This window comes from Pseudomonas sp. 9.3L, assembly GCF_058536285.1.
In genome coordinates this window covers 1341548-1362834 of record NZ_JBZUBK010000001.1, presented here as the reverse complement: position 1 = coordinate 1362834, position 21287 = coordinate 1341548, and the positions used below count along the sequence as shown (strand labels likewise).

The window sequence follows — 21287 nt, the reverse complement described above, 5'->3', positions numbered from 1 at the left end:
TTCCCTCTGTTATCGCCGTGCCTAAAAGCACAGCGGCCATCCTAGGATGACCGCTGGTGTACGCTTAAGTTTAAAAGCGTATCAAGGCCTTACTTGGTTGCCTTGTGGGCTGCTTCTTTGGCGTCATGTGCGGCGTCTTTCACCTCGCCCTTAGCCTGCTGCGCCTGGCCTTTGATTTCACGAGCCGCGCCCTTAGCTTCGGTCTCTGGGCTATTAGTTGCGTCGCCAAGAGCCTGCTGAGCCTTACCAGCGAGTTCATTGGCCTTGCCTTTGATCTTGTCTCCAGTCCCACTCATGATGCGCACTCCTAGGTGATGATTGAATTAACTCAATCGGCATAAGCGTTGACTGCCCGCTGCGCTCAGGAGTTTCAATCAATTCATGAATTTTAAGAAACGCTGTGAAAAGGCTTATACAGCGCGGATGCCCGCGTCCTCGATAACGATCTTGCCAGCCTTGTATAGCGCACCTATGGCCTTCTTGAAGTTGCCCTTGCTCACGCCAAACTGCTGGGCAATCACCTCGGGCGGGCTGCGGTCGCTCAGTGGCAGGCTGCCGCCAGCTGCGCGAAGGGCGTCAAGGATCTGCCCTTGCAGCCCTTCCACGGCCTCCTGGCCTGCGGGCTGGAGGCTCAGGGCAATCTTGCCGTCGGCGCGGATGTCTTTGATGTAAGCGGTTTCCTGCATGCCGCTGCGCAAGAATTTGAATACTTCATTCTTGTGAATCAGGCCCCAGTGGGCGTTTTCGATAATAGCGTTGAAGCCCAGGTCGGTCTGGGCAGCGACCAATACCTGCACGGCCTGCCCTACTTGGTAACTGGCCGGGGTTTTATCGAGGTAGCGGTCCAGCTTGGCACTGGCGGTGATGCGCCGGGTACGGCGGTCAAGGAACAGGTGCACCACGCAGTAATCGCCTGCCTTGAGCGGACGCTTTTCTTCAGAAAACGGCAGCAGTAGGTCTTTGGGCAGACCCCAGCCCAGGAAGATACCGATCGAGTTGATCTCTACCACTTTAAGGCTGGCGAAGTCCCCTACCTGAGCCTTGGGGCGCTCGGTCGTAGCGAGCAGCTTGTCTTCGCTGTCCAGGTACACAAATACATTCAGCCAGTCTTCGACCTCATGGGGCGTCTCTTTTGGAATATAGCGGTTGGGCAGCAGAATCTCGCCGTCTGCACCGCCGTCCAGGTAGAGCCCGAAATCTGTATGCTTGACCACTTGCAAGCTATTGTAGCGACCCACCAAAGCCATGTTCGACACCTTTATTGACAGGCTGCCAGTGTAACCCACCATGCCGCGCCTGGTGGCCTCTCAGGCTCACGGCCTGCCCTGAGCCTTGCTGAATCGATACGTCTGTTGCGCTTAAATCGACGGGCGGCTCCCCATTGAGGTCATTCACCGGTATCCTCCCCCCGTCTACACAGGGCTTTCTGGCCTACACGACCCGCTGCGGCCCTTACCGGCCGCGCCCCTCGCGCCAGGGAGAGACGCATGCTTAAACCCAGCCTGATGCTGACCGCTGGCCTGCTGGCCGCCGCACCCCACCTCCATGCTCAAACCCTGCAGCGGGAATGGGGCGACTTCAACCTCAAATTAGGCACCACGCCTTCGCGCAGCATGGCCCAGGGGCTCGTAGCGCCTGGCACGGCAGGATCCTTTCACGGCGGTATCGACATCAGCCATGACAGTGGCTGGTATGTTGGGCAGTGGTCGCCCAGCGTAGGGCTGGCCCCCGAGACCGATTTCGAGCTCGACAGTTATCTGGGTTACAAGCAGCGCGTGGCACCAGGTTTTGGCTATGAAGTAGGCATGATCGGCTACAACCGGCCGGATATCGATAACGGTAACAGCCACCAGTTGTATGCAGGTATGCGTGTGATGGAAAGCCGATTCGGGGCTGCCTGGAGCGAGGCGGCCGGAAGCCGTTCGGGCACCCTGTTCGCAGATTTTGGCCAAGTGCCCCTGCTTAACCTGGACCTGTCGGTCAAGGTCACGCGCTACGACCTGAGCACGCCGTATGCGCTGGGTACCGGTGAGTTGGTTGACAGCTTCAACGACTGGTCGATGCAGGTGTCCCGCCCGTTGATGGGCGTAGACCTTAACCTGGTGTATAGCGCGTCAGACCTGCGAGGTGGGTCGTGTGTGGCCTACTCAGGCCACAACCCTGCCTGCGATAGCATGGTGACCTTGAAAGCGCAGCGCGCGTTCTTCTAAGCCAGCCTGGTGGGGTAAACCCGCCGCGCCCTCGCTCACCAGGGTGCGGCACCAGTATTCGGCGTCACGGCGTAAATCCAAGGCCTGACCCATGCCAATGTGCACAAAGCCTAACGCCTCATGGGCAACGATAGCTTCACGGTTGGTGACTTCAAGGCCCGCGTAGACCGTGAGGTAACCCAAAGCTTGAAGATGATCGAGCAGTGACCGATACAGCGACCGCAGTAAGCCGGCGCGGCGCCCTTCAGCCGTCATGTACACCGTGACATCAACCGACCAGCGCAACGCCAATGGCGCCTTGTGGGGGCGCGCATACGCAAAGCCCACCAGTTGATCGTTGCATTCAGCGACTAAAAATGGATAGCAACCGCGTGTGGTTGCCAGCAGCCCGCACAGGTCGGGATCGTTGTCAGCTGGTACGGACACCCCATTGTCGGGGTAGGCATGAATCGCACGCAGCGCTCGGCAGTCGCCAGGCCGCGCGGTTCTGACCAGGTAAAACGTCATAAAACAGACACCCTGAAAAAATTCCCGTAATGCGAGGAATCCATCGCAAACAACGCTCCCTGAACGTAGGCACGCAGGGTGGATCCAACCAACCCGCGATGCAAGCTTACGCCGATGTGAGGCAGCGCGTTGCGACAAAAGTGCCGCTCCGCCCGGCAGGAAGATGGCCAATGGCCAGAAATGTGATACCTATCCCAGATTGCGGCCTATCCGAACAACCAATACCCCACGGCCGTGAGCACAATCACGGCCAGCACCGGCCTAAGCACGCGGTACGCCTTAGGGTAATGACGCTTGAACTGCCTTACTCGCCCACTGGTGCTATCACTGAAGCGTTTGCTCCACGCATAGGCCTGGTTGATCCCACCTACACGCTCGTCGTCCAGGTTCTGGGGCGCAGTCGCTCGGCCCAAAAACGCGCTGACGCGCCGGTTGATACGGGTCATGAACCCGTTTGACAAGGGCCTTTCAACGTCACAGAACAGAATCACTCGGGTGTGCTCGGTTTCGTTCTTGACCCAATGCACGTAGGTTTCGTCAAACATCACGTCTTCGCCATCGCGCCACGCATAGGGCTGGCCGTCCACGTAGATCCGGCAGGCATCGGAGTTAGGCGTGGCCAGGCCCAGGTGGTAGCGCAGCGAGCCTGCGAAAGGGTCCCGGTGTGGGTTGAGGTGACTGTCCCCTGGCAACAGAGCGAACATGGCGCCTTTTACATTCGGGATAGCGCTTACCAGCTCCACGGTGCGAGGGCACAGGGCCATGGCAGAGGGCAAGGGCTTGTCATACCATTTCAAATAAAATCGCTTCCAGCCTTTCTTGAAGAATGAACCGAAGCCTGCATCGTTGTTTTTTTCCGCAGCGCGGATATAACCCTCGTCGAACAGGTGCATGGCCTCTTCGCGGATCACTTCCCAGTTATCGCGTAGCACATCCAGTTCAGGAAACCGTGCACGGTCCAGGTACGGCCGCGACGGCACGCTTGAGAACAGGTACATCAAGGCGTTATAGGGCGCAAACAGGGCGGAATGGTTGACGAACTGACGGAGCACCGGCAGCCGCGCCTTGCCGCGCAAATGAACATAGAGCGTGCTGCCTATGAACGTTAACAGCACGAGGGCCTTGACGGTGAACGAGAGGGACATGCAGGGCTCCTGGAGATGGGCAGTGCGCCATAATACACCCCTACGCTACCCCGCACAGGCCAACCGAAGTGCTACGTGACGGGTGTCATTCCAACGCGAGCGGCGCCTGGCAAGCGAACGTCTTGTGCGCAAGGAAGTCCATTGACCATACCGATGGAGCCTTTTCGATGAAATCACGCTACCGCTGGCCACTCGCGGCCATTGTCGTACTGATCGTTGCGTTATTGATCGTGCAGCTTGCGCTGCCTTACCTGGTTCGCAATTACCTCAATGACAAGTTGCACGACATGGGAGCCTACAGCGGCCATGTAGACGATGTGGACATCGCCCTGTGGCGCGGCGCCTACACGGTCAATGGCCTGCGCGTCACCAAGGTGGACGGCAAAGTACCTGTACCGCTGCTAGACGTACCTCGGGCCGACATTGCCGTCAGCTGGCACTCACTCTGGTATGACCATGCGGTGGTCGCACGCATTGCGTTCATGGGGCCTACGCTGAACTTTGTCGACGGCGGTGCGAACAAACAAGCCTCGCAGACCGGTGCTGGCACTGACTGGCGCGCTCAGCTCGAAAAGCTATTGCCTATCACGCTCAACGAAGTCCGGGTTGACCAAGGCAAGATAACGTTCAACAACTTCACGTCCAACCCCCCGGTAAAGCTGGAAGCGAGCGACATCGATGCCAGTCTTTACAATCTCACTAACGTAGAGGATGCCGAAGGCAAGCGTGATGCGCGCTTTGAAGGCAAGGCGAAGTTGTTCGACCAAGCGCCAGTGGACACCCGCGCCACCTTCGACCCCTTCAGCAACTTCGAAGACTTCCAGTTCAGGCTGCGGGTAACGGGTATCGAACTCAAGCGCCTCAACAGTTTTGCGTCAGCCTACGGCAAGTTCGATTTCAATGCCGGGCACGGAGATGTGGTGATCGAAGCCGAGGCCAATAATGCCAAGCTGACCGGCTATATCAAGCCACTGCTGCGCGATGTAGACGTGTTCAACTGGCAACAAGACGTCGAGAACAAAAACAAAGGGTTCTTCCGGTCGGTGTGGGAAGCACTGGTAGGCGGAACCGAGACCGTGCTCAAGAACCAGAACAAAAACCAATTCGCCACACGGGTGGATTTGAGCGGCAACGTCCACCGCCAGGACATCAGCCCACTGCAGGCCTTCTGGGAGATCCTTCACAATGGTTTCGTGCAAGCCTTCAATGCCCGCTATGAACAAACGCCGCCTAGCCAAGACTGATCCTGTGCCCATTGCAGGTTATGATCCAGGCTAATGAACGTGAGGAACGGCGCATGAAATTCGAAGGCACGGCGGCCTACGTGGCCACCGCCGACTTGACCTTGGCAGTGAATGCCGCGATTACCCTGCAGCGCCCCCTGCTGGTGAAGGGTGAACCCGGTACCGGCAAGACGCTGTTGGCTGAACAATTAGCGCAGGCCTTAGGTGCGCCGTTAATCACTTGGCATATCAAATCCACGACTAAAGCCCATCAGGGCTTGTACGAGTACGATGCGGTCAGCCGGCTGCGGGATTCTCAGCTGGGCGCAGACACTGTTCATGACGTTCGTCATTACCTGAAAAAAGGCAAGCTGTGGGATGCGTTCGATGCCGAAGAGCGAGTGGTGCTGCTAATCGATGAAATCGACAAGGCCGATATCGAGTTTCCAAACGACCTGCTGCAAGAACTCGACAAAATGGAGTTCTACGTTTACGAAACCAATGAAACCATCCGTGCCAAGCATCGGCCGATCATCATCATTACGTCCAATAATGAAAAAGAACTTCCCGACGCCTTTCTACGCCGGTGCTTTTTCCATTACATCGCCTTTCCTGATCGCCCTACCCTGCAACGTATCGTGGACGTGCACTTCCCGGGTATCAAGCAGGCCCTGGTCAGTGAGGCGTTGGATGTCTTCTTCGACGTCCGCAGAGTGCCAGGGCTCAAGAAAAAGCCTTCTACCTCAGAGCTAGTGGACTGGCTCACGCTATTGATGGCCGACGACGTCAGTGAAACGGTGTTGCGTGAGCGCAACCCTACCAAGGCTATTCCTCCCCTGGCGGGGGCGTTGGTGAAAAATGAACAAGACGTGCAGTTACTCGAACGCCTGGCGTTCATGAGCCGCCGCGGTAACCGATAAGCCAGCACCGAGGCCTTGTAATGCTGCTTGACCTGTTTACTCACTTACGTGCAGCCCGCGTGCCCGTTTCCCTGCGGGAATGGTTGGACCTGATCAGCGCCTTGGCGCAGCACCTGGCGTTCGCTGACAGGGAGGCGTTCTACTACCTGGCGCGCACCCTTGTGGTAAAGGATGAGCGCTATTTCGACCGCTTCGACCGGGCGTTCACGGCCTACTTCGACGGTGTGGACAGCCCTGATGACGCCTTGCAGGCCGCTATTCCTGAAGACTGGCTGCGCAAGACCTTCGAACGTAGCCTAAGCGCCGAGGAGCGTGCCCAGTTGCACGCCATGGGTGGTTTGAACGCGCTCATCGAGGCGTTCAAGGCGCGGCTGGCGGAACAGAAAACCCGTCACGCTGGCGGCAATAAGTGGATAGGTACGGGGGGGACCAGCCCTTTCGGCTCAGGCGGCTTCAACCCTGAAGGCATCCGTATGGGGGAGGCAGGCGATCGCCAGGGCAAGGCCTTGAAAGTGTGGGAACAACGCGAATACAAGAACCTGGACGATCAGGTGGAGCTGGGTACGCGCACCCTCAAGATGGCCCTGCGCAGGCTACGTACTTTTGCCCGCGAGGGTGCGGCCGAAGAGCTGGACATCGACGGCACCATCGACCACACCGCCCGGGATGCGGGGCTGCTCAACATTCAGTTAAGGCCGGAGCGCCGCAACCGGGTCAAGCTGTTGCTGCTGTTCGACATCGGCGGCTCGATGGATGACCATGTCAAAACCTGCGAAGCGTTGTTCTCGGCCTGTAAAACCGAGTTCAAGCACCTTGAGTACTACTACTTTCACAACTTCGTGTATGAGGCGGTGTGGAAGAACAACCTGCGACGTACCTCCGAACGCACGGCCACCTACGACCTGCTCAACACCTATGGGGCGGACTACAAAGTGATCTTCGTAGGCGACGCGGCCATGGCGCCCTACGAGATCACCCACCCTGGCGGCAGTGTAGAGCACTGGAATGAAGAAGCAGGGGCCGCGTGGATGCGGCGTTTTCGGGATAAATTCCAGAAGATCATCTGGATCAACCCTTACCCCAAGGATGCCTGGCATTTCACTGCGTCTACTGCGCTGGTACGTCAACTGGTAGACGACAGGATGTACCCCCTCACGCTGGCCGGGCTCGAAGAGGGCATTCGTCACCTGACCAAATAATGTAAATGACGACCCTGTTCGGCAACTGGCGTTACCTCCCACAAGAGCGCCTGCAGGGGCGCCTGCAAGGGCACCCGCTAATCATGAGGCGCAAGCGATTTTTTGTGGGAGAGAACGCAGCCAACGGCGAAATTCGCGAAAAGACGCGAACTTGTACCAAGCGTTTAGGGCTTTCGCAAAATCACGCTACCAATGGAATACCCTGCGCCAAATGAGCTCAGTACCCCGACCGCCCCACTGGGCAGGTCATCCTGGTGGATGTGCAGGGCTATCACCGACCCTGCGGAGCTGGTATTGCCATACGTATCGAGGATAACCGGCGCTTCCTCAGGCGTGGCGTCGCGGCCTAATAGCTTTTTGGCAATCAGCTGGTTCATGCTCAGGTTCGCCTGGTGCAGCCAGAACCGTGAGACCTGAGTAACGTCGATCGCGTTCTCTGCCAAGTGGTTGGCGATCAGCTCAGCCACCATGGGGCAGACTTCCCGGAACACCTTTCGGCCTTCCTGCACGAACAGTTTATCGTCGGCGCCCAGGCCTTCCTCTGCCGTTCGGTTGAGGAAGCCGAAGTTATTACGGATGTTGTTGGAAAACTGCGTTAGTAATTTGGTGCTGACCACCTCGAACTGGTGAGGTGAGCTGGCAAGGTCTGCCCGCTCTACCAAGACAGCGGTCGCAGCGTCGCCAAAGATAAAGTGGCTGTCACGGTCACGGAAATTCAGGTGCCCGGTGCAGATCTCGGGGTCTACCACCAGTACCGCGCGGGCTTGACCCAGCTGTACGGCATTGCAAGCGGTTTGAATACCGAAGGTGGCCGAGGAGCACGCCACGTTCATGTCAAAACCAAACCCCTGGATGCCCAAGGCCTGCTGCACTTCGATAGCCACTGCTGGGTAAGGGCGCTGCAGGTTGGAACAGGCGACGATTACCGCATCCACATCCGCCGCGGTACGGCCGGCACGCTCAAGGGCCTGTCGTGCGGCGGCCACCGCCATTTCACACAAAATGGACGGGCTGTCGTTACTGCGTTCTGGCAAGCGAGGCAGCATGCGCTGTGGGTCAAGGATGCCGGCTTTGTCCATCACGAAGCGGCTTTTAATGCCCGAGGCTTTCTCGATGAACGCGGCGTTGGACTCACCCAGCGGCGCTCGCTCCCCACGGGCGATGGCATCAGCGTCAGCGGTGTTTTGCTGGTGTACCCAGGTATTGAACGACTCCACCAGCTCGTCATTGCTGATGCTATAAGGCGGTGTGAACAGCCCGGTGCCGCTGATAACGACCTTGTGCACGTGCGTTTCTCTCGAAGGTGGCGCCTGGTCAGGCAGACCCAGGCGATTTTGCCACATCCACAACGAACGTGCCCATTGGCGTCAGGCCTCCACCAGCGCCCATTGCTTAGCCAGGCGCTTGTCAGAAATCGGTACCTTGGTGCCTAATTGTTGAGCGAACAGCGACACGCGGTACTCCTCCAGCCACCAGCGATACAGCACCAGGTTAGGGTCTCGCTTGCCCTCCTGGGCGTGTTTGAGCGCACGGGCCTGATAACGCGCCCACAGCTCGCTCAGCTCGCTGCTCCAAACCCGATCACGCTGCACCTGGGCACCGACCTTATCAAGCCGCAGCTCGATGGCCTTAAGGTAGCGAGGTAACTCCTTGAGCCAGGGCATGGGCGTCTCTCTCACAAAACCTGGGTATACCAGGCCGGCCAACTGCTGCTTGATGTCATTGAAGGCAACTGCCTGAGCCAGGTCGATACGCCCCTTGAAGCGCTTCTGCAGGCCGTGCCACAACGTAAGAATCTCCAGCACGAGGCGCGACAGGCGCTCAGCGTGCTCGGCCCAGCCTCCGCGCTTGCGTTCAGCGAGGCGAGCGAGGCCTTCGCCGTCACGCGGCAGGCTGGTTTCGCCGTCCAGAATGCAACTGTCCAGGCTGGCCAGCAGGATGTCCTCCACCAGCGCCTCGATGCGGCCCAAGTCTCGGTAAAGCAAACCCATTTGCGTCTGCCCAGGCAATTTGCCTCGCAGGAAACGTGCAGGCTCGGCCAATTGTTGCAGCAACAGCCGTTGCAGGGCTCGCCGATGCTGATGCTCTGCCTCGGCAGTGGTAGCGAAGCGGCCCTCGCGCACTTCCCCCTGCTCCTCTACCAACGCGGGGTACACCGTGAGTTGCAACCCGGCCACCTGATGGCGAGCGGTTTGCGCCACGGCAGCAAATGCCTTGGGCTGCACCGGTGCTGGCGCTTGGGCGGCCTTGGGCATGGCCAGTGCAGCTTGACCCTCTTGGGCAAACCGTGCCGAGAGGGTATCCAGGTCGCGACCTTCCCCCAGGAACTTACCCGTGGCATCTACCACTTCCAGGTTCATGCGCAGGTGCCCTTCCAACTGGCGTTCAGCCTCGACCCAGTCGTCTTCGCTTACACGAGCACCGGTCATACGGGTCAGCTCTGCGCCCAGCGCCTGGGGCAAGGCACCCTGACCAAAGACCATGCGGCCCAGGGCGGCCTTGACAAAGTCGGGTACGGGCACGAAGTTCTTGCGTACGGCTTTAGGCAGGTTGCGCACCAAGGCAATACACCGCGCCTCGATCAGGCCCGGCACCAGCCAGGCCAGGCGCTCGGCAGGCAGGGTGGACAGCAACGGGGCGGGCACGCGCAAGGTGACGCCATCGCGTGGGGTGCCCGGTTCGAAGTGATAACTGAGCGGCAGTGAAAGATCACCCAGTTTTAACGTATCTGGGTACAAGGTCGCCGTGACCTCGTGGGCCTCCCGCGCCAATACGTCCTCTTCACGCATGATGAGCAGGTCAGGCTGCTGTTGGCTTTCAGTTCGGTACCAATGATCGAAGGTCGCAGTCTGGTAGACCGTGGCCGGCACCCGCGCCTCGTAGAAGGCGTACAGGGTTTCTTCATCGGCCAGGATGTCTCGGCGCCGGGACTTGGCCTCCAGCTCATCAAGCCGCTCCAGCAATGCACGGTTGGCGGACAGGCAGCGCGCCTTGGACTGAATCTCGCCGCGCACCAGGCCTTCGCGGATGAACAGCTCGCGGGAAGCTACCGGGTCGATCGGCCCGAAATGCACCGGGCGCCGGCCTACGATAATCAGCCCATACAGCGTGAGCTGTTCGAACGCGACTACCTGCCCGCGTTTTTTCTCCCAGTGGGGCTCGAAGTGATTGCGCTTTATCAAGTGCTCGGCCAAGGGCTCCAGCCACTGCGCATCGATGCGCGCTACCCCTCGGGCGTAGAGCTTGGTGGTCTCGACCAATTCGGCCGCCATCAACCACTGCGGCCGCTTGCGCCCCAAGCCACTGGAGGGGTGTACCCAGAACCTGCGCTGGCGCGCGCCCAGGTAATCGCCTTCTTCGGTCTTTTGCCCTACCTGGCTCAGCAGGCCTGACAACACGGCCCGGTGCAACCGTGCGTAGTCCGCGGGCTCGGCGTTGACCGGCAATTGCAGGTCGCGGCAGATCAGCGCCAACTGGCGGTGAGCATCACGCCACTCGCGCAGGCGCAGGTAGTTGAGAAACTGCTTGCGGCACCAAGCCCGCAAGGGGTTGGAGCCTAGCGCTTGGCGTTGAGCTTCGAACCCGTTCCATAGGTTGACCAGGGCGGCAAAGTCCGAGTCTACGTCCTTCCATTGGGCATGCGCCTGGTCCGCCGCCTGCTGGCGCTCAGGGGGCCGCTCGCGCGGGTCTTGTACCGACAGCGCGCTGGCAACGATCAGCACTTCAGCCAGGCTGCCTTGCTGCGCCCCTTCGAGCAGCATGCGCCCAAGCCGCGGGTCCACCGGCAGCCGAGCCAACTGCCGCCCAAGCGGCGTGAGTTGATTGTCGCGGCTGACCGCGCGCAGCTCCTGCAACAGGTTGAAGCCGTCGCTCACGGCTTTGCCGTCTGGCGGCTCGATGAACGGGAAGGCTTCTATGGCGCCCAGACGCAGGTGCAGCATTTGCAGAATCACTGCCGCCAGGTTGGTTCGAAGGATTTCCGGGTCGGTAAAGGCGGGCCGTGCGTTGAAATCCTCCTCGCTATACAGGCGCACGCACAGGCCAGGCTCCACCCGCCCACAACGGCCCTTGCGCTGGTTGGCGCTGGCTTGGCTGACCGCCTCGATAGGCAAGCGCTGCACTTTGGCGCGGTAGCTGTAACGGCTGATACGGGCCGTACCGCTGTCGATCACATAACGGATACCGGGCACCGTGAGCGAGGTTTCCGCCACGTTGGTAGCCAGCACCACACGACGCCCTGGATGGGACTGGAAAATCCGCTGCTGCTCGGCTGGGGACAACCGTGCGTAAAGCGGCAGAATCTCGGTATGACGCAACTGCGCCTTGCGCAGGTAATCAGCGGCATCGCGAATTTCCCGCTCACCGGGCAAGAACACCAACACATCCCCGGGGCTTTTGTGGGCGTGGCGCTCCAGCTCTGCAAACTCTTCCAACGTGGCCAGAATGCCTTGGTCGATGCTCAGGTCTTCCTCGACCGTATTACCGTCTTCATCCTGCTCCCCCACCAGTGGCCGGTACCACACATCCACCGGGTAGGTCCGCCCTGACACTTCGATCACTGGCGCGCCGTCGAAATGCTTGGAGAAGCGCTCCAGGTCGATCGTAGCCGAGGTGATGATGACTTTGAGGTCTGGGCGGCGTGGCAGCAAGGTTTTGAGGTAACCCAGCAGGAAGTCGATGTTCAGGCTGCGCTCGTGGGCTTCGTCCACAATGATGGTGTCGTAGCGCTCAAGAAAGCGGTCATGCTGGGTTTCAGCCAACAGGATGCCATCTGTCATCAGCTTGACCAGGCTGCCGGGGCCGGTCTGGTCCTCGAAGCGCACCTGATACCCCACCAGCCCTCCCAGGGGCGTACCTAGCTCCTCAGCGACCCGCATGGCCACGCTGCGGGCGGCGATACGGCGAGGCTGGGTATGGGCAATCAGCCCCGCCTGGCCACGGCCCAACTCCAGGCAGATCTTAGGTAACTGGGTGGTCTTGCCCGAGCCGGTCTCGCCCGCAATGATCACCACTTGATGCTCGGCGACCAGTGTTTTGATCTCATCACGCTTGGCGGCGATAGGCAGTTGATCGTCATAGCGAATAGCAGGCACGCTGGCCCGGCGCGCCTCGACGACCGCGCAAGAGGCTCGATAACGCTCCAGCCAGCGCGCCAGTTTGGCGTCATCGGGTTTTTTGCGCAGCTCATGCAACTGCCGCCGCAGACGGTGACGGTCAGCGGTTTGGGCAAGGTCGATGTGGGTGAGCAGTGTATCGAGGGCGGGTGTAGGTTCGGTCATTAGTCTGGCCCGGGCGGGCACGGCAAAAAATGTACGCCAATTGTGGCAGATTTAGTGGCCCTTAGGGGCACGGAGGCGCAGGCTGGGTGCGCTCGGCTGAGCGCCCTGCCTGCTCCGTAGGGGATAGGGCCGCCAGCCTTTAGGCGATTTTTTTCAAGCCGAGCTTTTTGAGTTCTTCATCTCGCAGCGCTCGGCGCAGGATCTTGCCTACGTTCGTGGTAGGAAGGGCGTCCCGGAACTCGACAGACTTGGGTACTTTGTACCCGGTAAGGTTGGCGCGCATGTAGTCGAGCACCTGGTCACGGGTGAGCGTCATGCCCGGCTTGATCACCACGAACACCTTGATCACTTCACCGGATTTTTCGTCTGGTATGCCGATGGCGGCGCACTGAAGCACCCCAGGCAGCGTAACTAGTACATCTTCCAGCTCATTGGGGTACACATTGAAGCCGGACACCAGAATCATGTCCTTCTTGCGGTCCACGATACGGATGTAGCCGTCCGGCTGAATCAAAGCGATATCACCGGTCTTGAGCCAACCCTCCGTGTCGAGCATCTCAACAGTCGCCTCCGGGCGCTCCCAGTAGCCCTTCATCACCTGGGGGCCTTTCACACACAGCTCGCCGATCTCGCCAAAGCCCAGCACATTACCGCTGTCGTCAATCACTCGACACAGGGTTGAGGGCACGGGCATACCGATCGTTCCTACCTGCACACCCTGCTTGGGGTTCACGGTGGCCACCGGGCTGGTTTCAGTCATGCCGTACCCTTCGCAGACGTTGCAGTGGGTAACCTCTTCCCAGCGCTCGGCGACCACCGCCTGCAAGGCCATGCCGCCTGATAACGTCAGCTTGAGGTTGGCGAAATCCAGCCGCCGGAACTCAGGGCTGTTACACAGCGCCACGAACAAGGTGTTAAGCCCCACAAAGGCATTGAACCGCCACCTACTCAATTCCTTGACCATGGCTGGCAGGTCGCGCGGGTTGCTGATCAGCACGTTGTGGTTGCCCATCAGCATCATCGCCATGCAATGAAAGGTAAAAGCGTAGATGTGATACAGCGGCAACGGGGTAATGATCACCTCGCTGCCTTCGTTGAGGTTCGAGCCCATTGCAGCCTTGCACTGCAACATGTTGGCCACCAGGTTGCGATGGGTGAGCATGGCGCCTTTGGCGATCCCTGTAGTGCCGCCAGTGTATTGCAGCACGGCCACCTCCTCGGCACCGGGCGAGGCGTCGTTGACCTCTTTACCTTGCCCCAGTGATAGCGCCTCGTTGAAGCGAACTGCGTTAGGCAGGTGATAAGCCGGAACCATTTTCTTGACGTAACGCACCACACTGTTGACCAGCAGGCGCTTAAGGGGTGGGAGCAGGTCTGCCACCTCGGTAACGATCACGTGGCATACGGCGGTTTTGGGCACCACAACCTGCGCCAGGTGCGCCATGTTGGCCAGGCACACCAAGGCCTTGGCGCCGGAATCCTTGAACTGGTGCTCCATTTCACGGGCGGTATAAAGTGGGTTGGTATTGACCACTACAAGCCCTGCACGGATCGCACCGAACACAACCACAGGGTATTGCAGAACGTTGGGCAACTGAACTGCAATCCGGTCGCCAGGGGCCAGGTCGGTATGGTGCTGGAGCCAGGCCGCAAATGCGCCGGACAGGGCATACAGCTCGCCATAGGTAAGCGTCTTGCCCAGGTTGCTGAAGGCTGGCTTATCGGCAAACCGCTGGCACGCCTGCTGAAGCACCGCCTGGATATTAGGGTACGCGTCAGGGTCAATGTGAGCAGGAATGCCCGGCGGATACTTGTCTGACCAGAAATTTTCAGCCATGGGAACCCTGCTCCTCGCGCAGCGAAATCACCGCATTCGATGCGATTTTATAGATAGTTCAAAAGCGCGCCGAGATTATCATTTTTGCCAAAGACCGCCTAGCGCTGGTAAGGGCCAAGCGGTCATGGCATGAACGAATGCTCTGCTTCGGTCACATTCAGAACTCTTTGCATTGAGTTATGCCTCGCCGAGTTCGGCCTCGGCCTCCTCCCGCAAAGCGCGCCGCAACACCTTGCCCACCGCAGACATTGGCAATGCTTCGCGCACCGTGATGTGCTTCGGTACTTTATAGGCGGCCAAGTGGGCACGGCACCAGTCGTTCAGGCTTTGCATACTTAACGACGCGTCACGCGGCACTACGAACAGGCGAATGGCTTCACCGGTGCGCACGTCTGGCACACCGATTGCCGCGCAGTTGAGCACCTCCGGGTGCGCCATCACGACGGCCTCGACCTCGCTGGGGTACACGTTGAAGCCCGACACGATGACCATGTCTTTTTTGCGGTCCACGATGCGGATAAACCCATCGGCCTCAATTACACCAATGTCGCCTGTTTTCAACCAGCCTTGCGCATCCAGCACCAAGGCCGTGGCGTCTGGCTGCGCCCAATAGCCCTTCATCACCTGAGGGCCTTTTATACACAACTCGCCGGCATGGCCTGGAGGGAGGGGCTCACCCGCCTCCCCAATGACCTTTACTTGCGTGCCTACCAAGGGCAGCCCTACTGTGCCTACATGCCCCGCCTGGCCATAAGGGTTACTGGTGACCCCTGGAGACGCCTCGGTCAGCCCATACCCCTCGGTGATCCGGCAGCCGGTGAGTGCTTCCCAGCGCTCGGCCGTGGCACGGGACAGGGCAGTGCCGCCAGCCGTGGTGACCCTGAGGTCGGAAAAATCCACTCGTGAAATATTGGGGTGATTTATCAAGGCTTCAAAAAGGGTATTCAAGCCCACGAAAGCAGTGAATCGCCAGCGCTCCAGCGCCTGTATCAGTACGTGGATCTCGCGTGGCCGGCTGATGAGTACGCTGTGGTTACCCGTTGCTATCATGCACAGGCAGTGCGCCGTAAACGCGTAGATGTGGTACAGGGGCAAGGGTGCAATAACGGTTTCTCCACCTTCGCGGACCCAGGGCTGGCCATCCGGGGCAAGCTGCTCAAAGCCTGCCAGCACCTGTTGCATATTGGCCAACAGGTTGCCGTGGGTGAGCACCGCGCCCTTGGCGGTGCCGGTAGTACCGCCGGTGTATTGAAGCAGCGCAGTGTCTTCCCGACACAACCGCACCGGTGCGAACACGCCCTTGCGCCCGCGTGCCAGCGCGCACTTCAAGCGCACCGCGCTGGGTATCGAATAGGCAGGCAGCGCCTTATAGAGCCTGGCTACAGCGAAGTCTGCCATCCAGCCTTTCAGGGTGGGCATCGAGTCGCTGATCCGTGCCTCGATCACATACTCGATGGGCGTGTCTGCCAAGACCTCCTCAACCCGGTCGCCGAACAGGTTCAGGTAAACGAGGGCGCGGGCCCCAGAATCCTTGAATTGATGGCGCATCTCCCGAGGGGTGTAAAGCGGGTTGGTATTGACCACGACCAGGCCGGCACACAGCGCGCCAAAGACCACCACGGGGTATTGCACGATGTTGGGGAGCTGCACCGCGATCCGGTCGCCGGGCTTGAGGCCCGTGTGCTGCTGAAGCCAGGTGGCAAAGGCCAGGGCCTCGCGCTCCAGGCTGCCAAAGGTGAAGGTATGGTCCGTGTCACTGAACGCATATTTATGGGAAAAAAGTGTGCAAGAGGCGTGGAAAAGCTCCACCACCGAACTCCACGTACTGAAATCGAGCGTGGAAGGCACGCCCTCGGGGCGCTTGTCGCTCCGGACATCGGGATGCATGGTTGTTTTCCTTGTTTTAACACGCGAGCGTCTTGCCCGCGTAATGCAGGGCGGAAATTAGCAGCCTGAGCCCATATGGCAACCGCTGATCGCCGCTTATTTACATCCTGAATTGATATGCCTGAGGCGCATGGCGATACACTAGCGCCTTTACCTTCAGGAGCGCCCACCCATGACTGACAGCACCAACACCCCCTACGAAGCCCTTGAGGTTGGCCAGACCGCCAGTTATTTCCGAACGGTGAGCGAGCGTGAAGTGCAGCTGTTCGCGGAGCTTTCCGGCGACCGCAACCCGGTGCATCTGGACGCCCAGTACGCGTCTAAAACCCTGTTCAGAGAGCGAATTGCCCATGGCATGTACACCGGTGCCCTGATCAGCGCAGCCGTGGCGTGCGAGTTGCCCGGCCCCGGCACTATTTACCTGGGTCAGAAGATGACTTTTGAAAAACCGGTCAAGCTGGGCGACACCCTCACGGTGCGCCTGGAAATCCTTGAGAAATTGCCTAAATTCAAGGTGCGGATCGCCACGCGCGTATTCAACCAGCGCGATGAACTGATCGTGGACGGCGAGGCCGAGATCCTCGCACCGCGTAAGCAACAGAGCGTGACCCTGACCACGCTGCCTACCATTACAGTGGGCTGAATAAAAAAAGGCGGCCGAAGCCGCCTGAAAAAATGCCTTGCGTGTCGAGCACAACGGCTGACGCTGTGTCGAGATCACAGCCTAGCGTTGGCGCCCGTTAAGGGCGGTGACACAGATCAACGCTTCTTCGGTTTCTTTTTCGGTTTCTTTTTGGCCGTAAGGGGCATCGCCTGCTCGAACGCGCGCCGCATCTCGGCCAGGCGCTTGTCGTTCAGGTCATGTTGCCGGCGTGCGCGCTCAGCGTTGAAGTCCAGCAGGTTCGTGTCGTCAGTCATGGTCGGGGCCAGCGGCGGTGAGGCCATTATCATCCCCTGTCATCGTGCCCATGACCAGTCACACCTGAAGGTCTACCCACAACCCTTGACGAGCCGGGGCGTCCATCAGCGGCACCGCCGGCACGGTGTTGTCGGCATTGAGCGTATCGCCAGGGACCACCAACGGCTCGTCTGACGCCACGCCCAACTGGGCCTCGCGCTGACGCCGACGGCGCTGCTCATGCTCTTGCAGCAACAGCGCAGCATCTTCGCGCTCCCGGTTTCGCAGGTCTATCTCAGTCTCGCTGGAGGCCGGCTGTGGCGCCGCGACCTCCGGAATGTTCGGCGTTGGCTTGACCGGGTCGAGCTGTGGGTTGACCGGTACAAAAGGCTGCAAGCTCACAGGTGGGATCATCGGGCCTCCGATTACCTGTCCAAAGGGCTGCGGCAGGGTACTTAACCCTGCGTGCGCAGTAGGGGTTGACCGATGTATCGGCCGCTGCGCGACAAACTTGAGGGCAAGCGCCACTGCCCTTGTGCCGCGCTGAACTACAATTGCGCCAGGCAACTTTGGTTCTCGTGAAGCGATCCGTTAGAATCCTTGGCTTTTGGCAGGCGGAGTACGGCATGGCGCAGCAGTATCAACCAGGACAACGCTGGATCAGCGACAGCGAAGCGGAGCTGGGCCTGGGCACAGTGATCGCCCAGGATGGCCGCCTGCTTACGGTGCTTTACCCTTCCACCGGCGACACCCGGCAATACGCCTTGCGTAATGCCCCGCTCACACGCGTGCGTTTCTCACCTGGGGATGTGATCACCCATTTCGAGGGCTGGAAGCTCACGGTACGGGAAGTGGACGACGTGGACGGCCTGCTGGTGTACCACGGCTTCGATGCCCAACACCAACCCTGCACCCTGCCCGAAACGCAACTGTCCAATTTTATTCAGTTCCGGTTGCCCAGCGACCGCTTGTTCGCCGGCCAGATCGACCCTCTGCAGTGGTTCGCGCTGCGCTACAACACCCTTGAACACAATAGCCGCCTGATTCAGTCGCCGCTTTGGGGCCTGGGTGGGGTGCGTGCGCAACCCATTGCGCACCAGTTGCACATTGCCCGTGAAGTCGCGGACCGGATTGCGCCGCGAGTACTGCTGGCTGACGAAGTCGGCCTTGGCAAAACCATCGAGGCGGGCCTGGTGATCCACCGTCAGTTACTCGCGGGCCGCGCCAGCCGGGTCTTGATCCTGGTGCCTGAAAACCTCCAGCACCAGTGGCTGGTAGAAATGCGCCGTCGCTTCAATCTGCAGGTGTCCCTGTTCGACGCTGAGCGCTTCCTTGAAAGCGATGCCAGCAACCCTTTCGAAGATGCGCAGTTGGCACTGGTATCGCTTGAATGGCTCACCCGTTCCGAAAAGGCTCAGGATGCCTTGTTCGCCGCCGGCTGGGACATGCTGGTGGTAGATGAAGCCCACCACCTGGTATGGCACCCTACCCAGGTCAGCCCTGAATACGCGCTGGTCGATCAGCTGGCGCAGGTGATCCCCGGCGTGCTGCTGCTCACCGCGACGCCCGAGCAACTGGGCCAGGACAGCCACTTTGCCCGTCTACGCCTGCTCGATCCAAACCGCTTCCACGACCTGGAGGCCTTCCGCCGTGAAAGCGAGCACTACCGGCCAGTGGCCGAAGCGGTTCAGGAACTCCTCGATCAAGGACGTTTGTCAGAGCGTGCCCACGCTACCATCCACGAATTCCTGGGGGCCGAGGGCGAGGCCTTGCTGGGGGCGGTGCAGGACGGCGACGCCCAGGCCAGCGCACGCTTGATCCGCGAGTTGCTCGACCGTCACGGTACCGGCCGGGTGCTGTTCCGTAATACCCGGGCTGCGATCCAGGGCTTCCCTGAGCGTGAACTGCACCATCACGCACTCGAAGCGCCTGCGCAGTACGCCACCCTTCACGGCCGCGAAGCGCTGTACCCGGAAGTTGCCTTGCAACGTACCCAGACCGAAGGCGACGAAGACCGGTGGTGGCGCTTCGACCCACGGGTGGCCTGGCTGATCGACACGCTCAAGGCCCTCAAGAAGGTCAAGGTGCTGGTGATCTGCTCCCGCGCTGAAACGGCTATGGATCTGGAAGATGCCCTGCGCGTGCGTTCTGGCATCCCGTCTACCACGTTCCACGAGGGCATGAGCATTCTTGAACGAGACCGGGCCGCTGCCTACTTCGCAGACGAAGAATACGGCGCCCAGGTATTGATTTGCTCGGAAATTGGCTCCGAAGGCCGCAACTTCCAGTTCGCGCACCATCTCGTGCTGTTCGATCTGCCAGCGCACCCGGATCTACTGGAGCAGCGCATCGGCCGGCTGGATCGTATCGGCCAGAAACATGTGATTCAGCTTCACGTCCCTTACCTCGCGGGCACGGCCCAGGCGCGCCAGTTCCGCTGGTACCATGAAGCCTTGAACGCCTTCCTTAATACCTGCCCTACCGGCAATACCCTTGAGCACCACTTCGGTGAGCGGCTAAGTACTGAGCTGGCAGGCGGTAGCGAGGAAGGCTTCGACGCGCTTATCCAGGAAGCCAAGGCAGAGCGCGAGCGCCTGGAAGCCGAGCTGCACAGTGGGCGTGACCGCCTGCTGGAGCTCAATTCCGGCGGTGCTGGCGAAGGCCAGGCGCTGGTCGTCGACATAGAGGAGCAGGACGATCAGTTCGCGCTGCCTATCTATATGGAAACCCTGTTCGATGCCTTTGGCATAGACAGCGAAGACCATTCGGAAAACGCCCTGATCCTCAAGCCCAGTGAGAAGATGCTCGATGCCAGCTTCCCGCTGGGTGACGACGAAGGCGTGACCATCACGTACGACCGTGAGCAGGCGCTGGCACGTGAAGACATGCAGTTCCTGACCTGGGAGCACCCTATGGTCCAAGGCGGCATGGACTTGGTACTGTCCGGTTCGATGGGCAACACGGCCGTGGCGCTCATCAAGAACAAAGCCCTCAAGCCCGGCACGGTATTGCTGGAGTTGCTGTACGTCAGTGAGGCCGTGGCGCCCAGGGCCCTGCAACTGGGCCGTTTTCTGCCCCCTGTAGCGCTGCGCTGCCTGCTTGACGGTAATGGTAACGATCTCTCGCCCCGGGTAGCGTTCGAAACCCTCAACGATCAGCTTGAAAGCGTGCCCAAGGGCAGCGCCAACAAGTTCATCCAGGCCCAGCGCGACGCACTTTCGCCCCGCATCAATGCTGCTGAGGCGAAGGTCACGCCACGCCATGCAGAGCGCGTGGCCGAGGCACAACGCCGACTGGCAGCAGAGCTGGATGAGGAAATTGCACGCCTTACTGCCTTACGCGCCATCAACCCAAGCGTGCGCGAAAGCGAAATCGATGCACTAAGGGCTCAGCGCGAACAAGGGATGGCCATGCTGGAAAAGGCTGCATTGCGACTTGAGGCCATACGCGTATTGGTGGCTGGATAACCACGCCGCCGGCGGCGCCGCAATAGCGCTGCCGGCGCCGCTGCTACCAACCACCACTCGCCGCACCATTACTGTGCAGCTATCACTCAGTTGCACGCTCCTGGAACACAACCCAGGGCGAAACCACCACCGCCCACAACTGAGGATCACGCTCTAGCAAATCGGCAGCGTGGCGCTCACTTACTTTGCACAGGGTGCCGGCCTCTAGCCAGGCACTTACCCGCGTGTGTTGGTTTTCTGCCATGGCTTCGGCCACTGAGATAAGGTCCAGCGTTGGCGCGACCCACAACAGTGCGTCTCGGGCAAAGAAGGGCTGGAGCTCTTCCCAAGTGATTCTCGCTGTCTCACCCAGAAGTTTGGCATAGAGGGTGCTTGTCTGTTGCGTCATGGATCAGGGCCGTAAGTCTTTGAGTAGCCGCCATAATAGCGGCTGCCCTTCGCCGGAAAAACCCGGTTTCAAATTCAAGAGCCGTGGCGAGGCCTCGTTAATCCAGGCGCTTAGCCAACAGCGCCGATACCCTGCGCCCTGATTCTATAAGAAACGTTCATAAAAGCGACATTGCGCCAGCGCTTGATAACCGGCCTGCTTTTCAAGGGTTCAACCTGCGCTCTACACTGCGTCGGTCACACCAAGGGGAGCTGACCGGCTGATCGATCTTGGTGCACCCTGCCACGGCAGGCGCAGCGCCATGGTCCTACGGTGTCAGCCGCAAGG

At 59.9% G+C, this 21287-nt stretch carries 17 protein-coding genes; 6 read left to right on the top strand and 11 right to left on the bottom strand.

The features are described from left to right. Positions 1-89: 89 nt before the first annotated feature. Together AC4LE2_RS06235 and AC4LE2_RS06230 are read right to left on the bottom strand one after the other, a co-directional pair. Positions 90-296: a CsbD family protein gene (locus tag AC4LE2_RS06235; RefSeq protein WP_491824898.1), complete on the bottom strand. Its 207-nt coding sequence runs from the start codon at positions 294-296 to the stop codon at positions 90-92. Between the two features lie 114 nt (positions 297-410). Continuing rightward, positions 411-1247: a CvfB family protein gene (locus AC4LE2_RS06230; RefSeq protein ID WP_491824896.1), complete on the bottom strand. Its 837-nt coding sequence runs from the start codon at positions 1245-1247 to the stop codon at positions 411-413. A 240-nt stretch (positions 1248-1487) separates the two neighbouring features. Between AC4LE2_RS06230 and AC4LE2_RS06225 the strand changes: the two genes are divergently transcribed. Further along, positions 1488-2210, top strand: a complete 723-nt coding sequence (locus AC4LE2_RS06225; protein WP_491824894.1) for a TorF family putative porin — start codon at positions 1488-1490, stop codon at positions 2208-2210. Here AC4LE2_RS06225 and AC4LE2_RS06220 read toward each other — a convergent pair. Beyond that, complete coding sequence (locus AC4LE2_RS06220; RefSeq protein WP_491824892.1) at positions 2148-2717, bottom strand: GNAT family N-acetyltransferase; 570 nt, start codon at positions 2715-2717, stop codon at positions 2148-2150. The genes AC4LE2_RS06225 and AC4LE2_RS06220 overlap by 63 nt on opposite strands. A 206-nt stretch (positions 2718-2923) precedes the next feature. Next, positions 2924-3862, bottom strand: a complete 939-nt coding sequence (locus AC4LE2_RS06215) for an aspartyl/asparaginyl beta-hydroxylase domain-containing protein (protein WP_491824890.1) — start codon at positions 3860-3862, stop codon at positions 2924-2926. A 167-nt stretch (positions 3863-4029) separates the two neighbouring features. On the opposite strand from AC4LE2_RS06215, the gene AC4LE2_RS06210 reads away from it, so the two are divergent. Genes AC4LE2_RS06210 through AC4LE2_RS06200 form a run of 3 tightly spaced genes read left to right on the top strand, consistent with a single transcriptional unit; the run spans position 4030 to position 7204 of the window. After that, complete coding sequence (locus AC4LE2_RS06210; protein WP_491824888.1) at positions 4030-5106, top strand: DUF748 domain-containing protein; 1077 nt, start codon at positions 4030-4032, stop codon at positions 5104-5106. 53 nt (positions 5107-5159) lie between these two features. Then, on the top strand, positions 5160-6005 hold the full coding sequence (locus tag AC4LE2_RS06205) for an AAA family ATPase (protein ID WP_491824886.1): 846 nt from the start codon (positions 5160-5162) through the stop codon (positions 6003-6005). 20 nt (positions 6006-6025) lie between these two features. Further along, a complete protein-coding gene (locus tag AC4LE2_RS06200; RefSeq protein WP_491824884.1) occupies positions 6026-7204 on the top strand; it encodes a vWA domain-containing protein in 1179 nt (392 codons plus the stop codon). Positions 7205-7368: 164 nt separating this feature from the next. Here the strand turns inward: AC4LE2_RS06200 and AC4LE2_RS06195 are convergent, their stop codons facing one another. From AC4LE2_RS06195 to AC4LE2_RS06180, 4 genes are all read right to left on the bottom strand, one after another. After that, on the bottom strand, positions 7369-8490 hold the full coding sequence (locus AC4LE2_RS06195) for a beta-ketoacyl-ACP synthase III (RefSeq protein ID WP_491824882.1): 1122 nt from the start codon (positions 8488-8490) through the stop codon (positions 7369-7371). 81 nt (positions 8491-8571) lie between these two features. Beyond that, positions 8572-12483: an ATP-dependent RNA helicase HrpA gene (gene hrpA / locus AC4LE2_RS06190; protein WP_491824880.1), complete on the bottom strand. Its 3912-nt coding sequence runs from the start codon at positions 12481-12483 to the stop codon at positions 8572-8574. 139 nt (positions 12484-12622) lie between these two features. Then, positions 12623-14320 carry a long-chain-fatty-acid--CoA ligase FadD1 gene (gene fadD1, locus AC4LE2_RS06185; RefSeq protein WP_491824879.1) on the bottom strand — a complete coding sequence of 566 codons (1698 nt, stop codon included), beginning with the start codon at positions 14318-14320 and terminating at the stop codon, positions 12623-12625. A gap of 177 nt (positions 14321-14497) precedes the next feature. Beyond that, positions 14498-16207 (bottom strand): AMP-binding protein, encoded by a 1710-nt coding sequence (locus tag AC4LE2_RS06180; protein WP_491824878.1) that lies wholly within the window; start codon positions 16205-16207, stop codon positions 14498-14500. A gap of 172 nt (positions 16208-16379) precedes the next feature. On the opposite strand from AC4LE2_RS06180, the gene AC4LE2_RS06175 reads away from it, so the two are divergent. Further along, on the top strand, positions 16380-16850 hold the full coding sequence (locus tag AC4LE2_RS06175; RefSeq protein WP_491824877.1) for a MaoC family dehydratase: 471 nt from the start codon (positions 16380-16382) through the stop codon (positions 16848-16850). Between the two features lie 116 nt (positions 16851-16966). Here AC4LE2_RS06175 and AC4LE2_RS06170 read toward each other — a convergent pair whose 3' ends face one another. Beyond that, the gene (locus AC4LE2_RS06170; RefSeq protein WP_491828197.1) at positions 16967-17152 is read right to left on the bottom strand and encodes a hypothetical protein; all 186 of its coding nucleotides are present in this window, start codon (positions 17150-17152) and stop codon (positions 16967-16969) included. 31 nt (positions 17153-17183) lie between these two features. Next, positions 17184-17519 carry an aspartate-semialdehyde dehydrogenase gene (locus AC4LE2_RS06165; protein ID WP_491824875.1) on the bottom strand — a complete coding sequence of 112 codons (336 nt, stop codon included), beginning with the start codon at positions 17517-17519 and terminating at the stop codon, positions 17184-17186. A 212-nt stretch (positions 17520-17731) separates the two neighbouring features. On the opposite strand from AC4LE2_RS06165, the gene rapA reads away from it, so the two are divergent. Further along, a complete protein-coding gene (gene rapA / locus AC4LE2_RS06160; RefSeq protein WP_491824873.1) occupies positions 17732-20572 on the top strand; it encodes an RNA polymerase-associated protein RapA in 2841 nt (946 codons plus the stop codon). Between the two features lie 82 nt (positions 20573-20654). Here rapA and AC4LE2_RS06155 read toward each other — a convergent pair whose 3' ends face one another. Then, entirely contained in the window at positions 20655-20960 is a 306-nt protein-coding gene (locus AC4LE2_RS06155) for a DUF2288 domain-containing protein (RefSeq protein WP_491824872.1), read from the bottom strand. Between the last annotated feature and the right edge of the window lie 327 nt (positions 20961-21287).

Excerpts from the sequence above, each read along its gene's own strand:
- AC4LE2_RS06235 (WP_491824898.1), bottom strand. The coding sequence starts at position 296 with ATGAGTGGGACTGGAGACAAGATCAAAGGCAAGGCCAATGAACTCGCT.
- AC4LE2_RS06230 (WP_491824896.1), bottom strand. The coding sequence starts at position 1,247 with ATGGCTTTGGTGGGTCGCTACAATAGCTTGCAAGTGGTCAAGCATACA.
- AC4LE2_RS06225 (WP_491824894.1), top strand. The coding sequence starts at position 1,488 with ATGCTTAAACCCAGCCTGATGCTGACCGCTGGCCTGCTGGCCGCCGCA.
- AC4LE2_RS06220 (WP_491824892.1), bottom strand. The coding sequence starts at position 2,717 with ATGACGTTTTACCTGGTCAGAACCGCGCGGCCTGGCGACTGCCGAGCG.
- AC4LE2_RS06215 (WP_491824890.1), bottom strand. The coding sequence starts at position 3,862 with ATGTCCCTCTCGTTCACCGTCAAGGCCCTCGTGCTGTTAACGTTCATA.
- AC4LE2_RS06210 (WP_491824888.1), top strand. The coding sequence starts at position 4,030 with ATGAAATCACGCTACCGCTGGCCACTCGCGGCCATTGTCGTACTGATC.
- AC4LE2_RS06205 (WP_491824886.1), top strand. The coding sequence starts at position 5,160 with ATGAAATTCGAAGGCACGGCGGCCTACGTGGCCACCGCCGACTTGACC.
- AC4LE2_RS06200 (WP_491824884.1), top strand. The coding sequence starts at position 6,026 with ATGCTGCTTGACCTGTTTACTCACTTACGTGCAGCCCGCGTGCCCGTT.
- hrpA (WP_491824880.1), bottom strand. The coding sequence starts at position 12,483 with ATGACCGAACCTACACCCGCCCTCGATACACTGCTCACCCACATCGAC.
- fadD1 (WP_491824879.1), bottom strand. The coding sequence starts at position 14,320 with ATGGCTGAAAATTTCTGGTCAGACAAGTATCCGCCGGGCATTCCTGCT.
- AC4LE2_RS06180 (WP_491824878.1), bottom strand. The coding sequence starts at position 16,207 with ATGCATCCCGATGTCCGGAGCGACAAGCGCCCCGAGGGCGTGCCTTCC.
- AC4LE2_RS06175 (WP_491824877.1), top strand. The coding sequence starts at position 16,380 with ATGACTGACAGCACCAACACCCCCTACGAAGCCCTTGAGGTTGGCCAG.
- AC4LE2_RS06170 (WP_491828197.1), bottom strand. The coding sequence starts at position 17,152 with ATGGCCTCACCGCCGCTGGCCCCGACCATGACTGACGACACGAACCTG.
- AC4LE2_RS06165 (WP_491824875.1), bottom strand. The coding sequence starts at position 17,519 with ATGATCCCACCTGTGAGCTTGCAGCCTTTTGTACCGGTCAACCCACAG.
- rapA (WP_491824873.1), top strand. The coding sequence starts at position 17,732 with ATGGCGCAGCAGTATCAACCAGGACAACGCTGGATCAGCGACAGCGAA.
- AC4LE2_RS06155 (WP_491824872.1), bottom strand. The coding sequence starts at position 20,960 with ATGACGCAACAGACAAGCACCCTCTATGCCAAACTTCTGGGTGAGACA.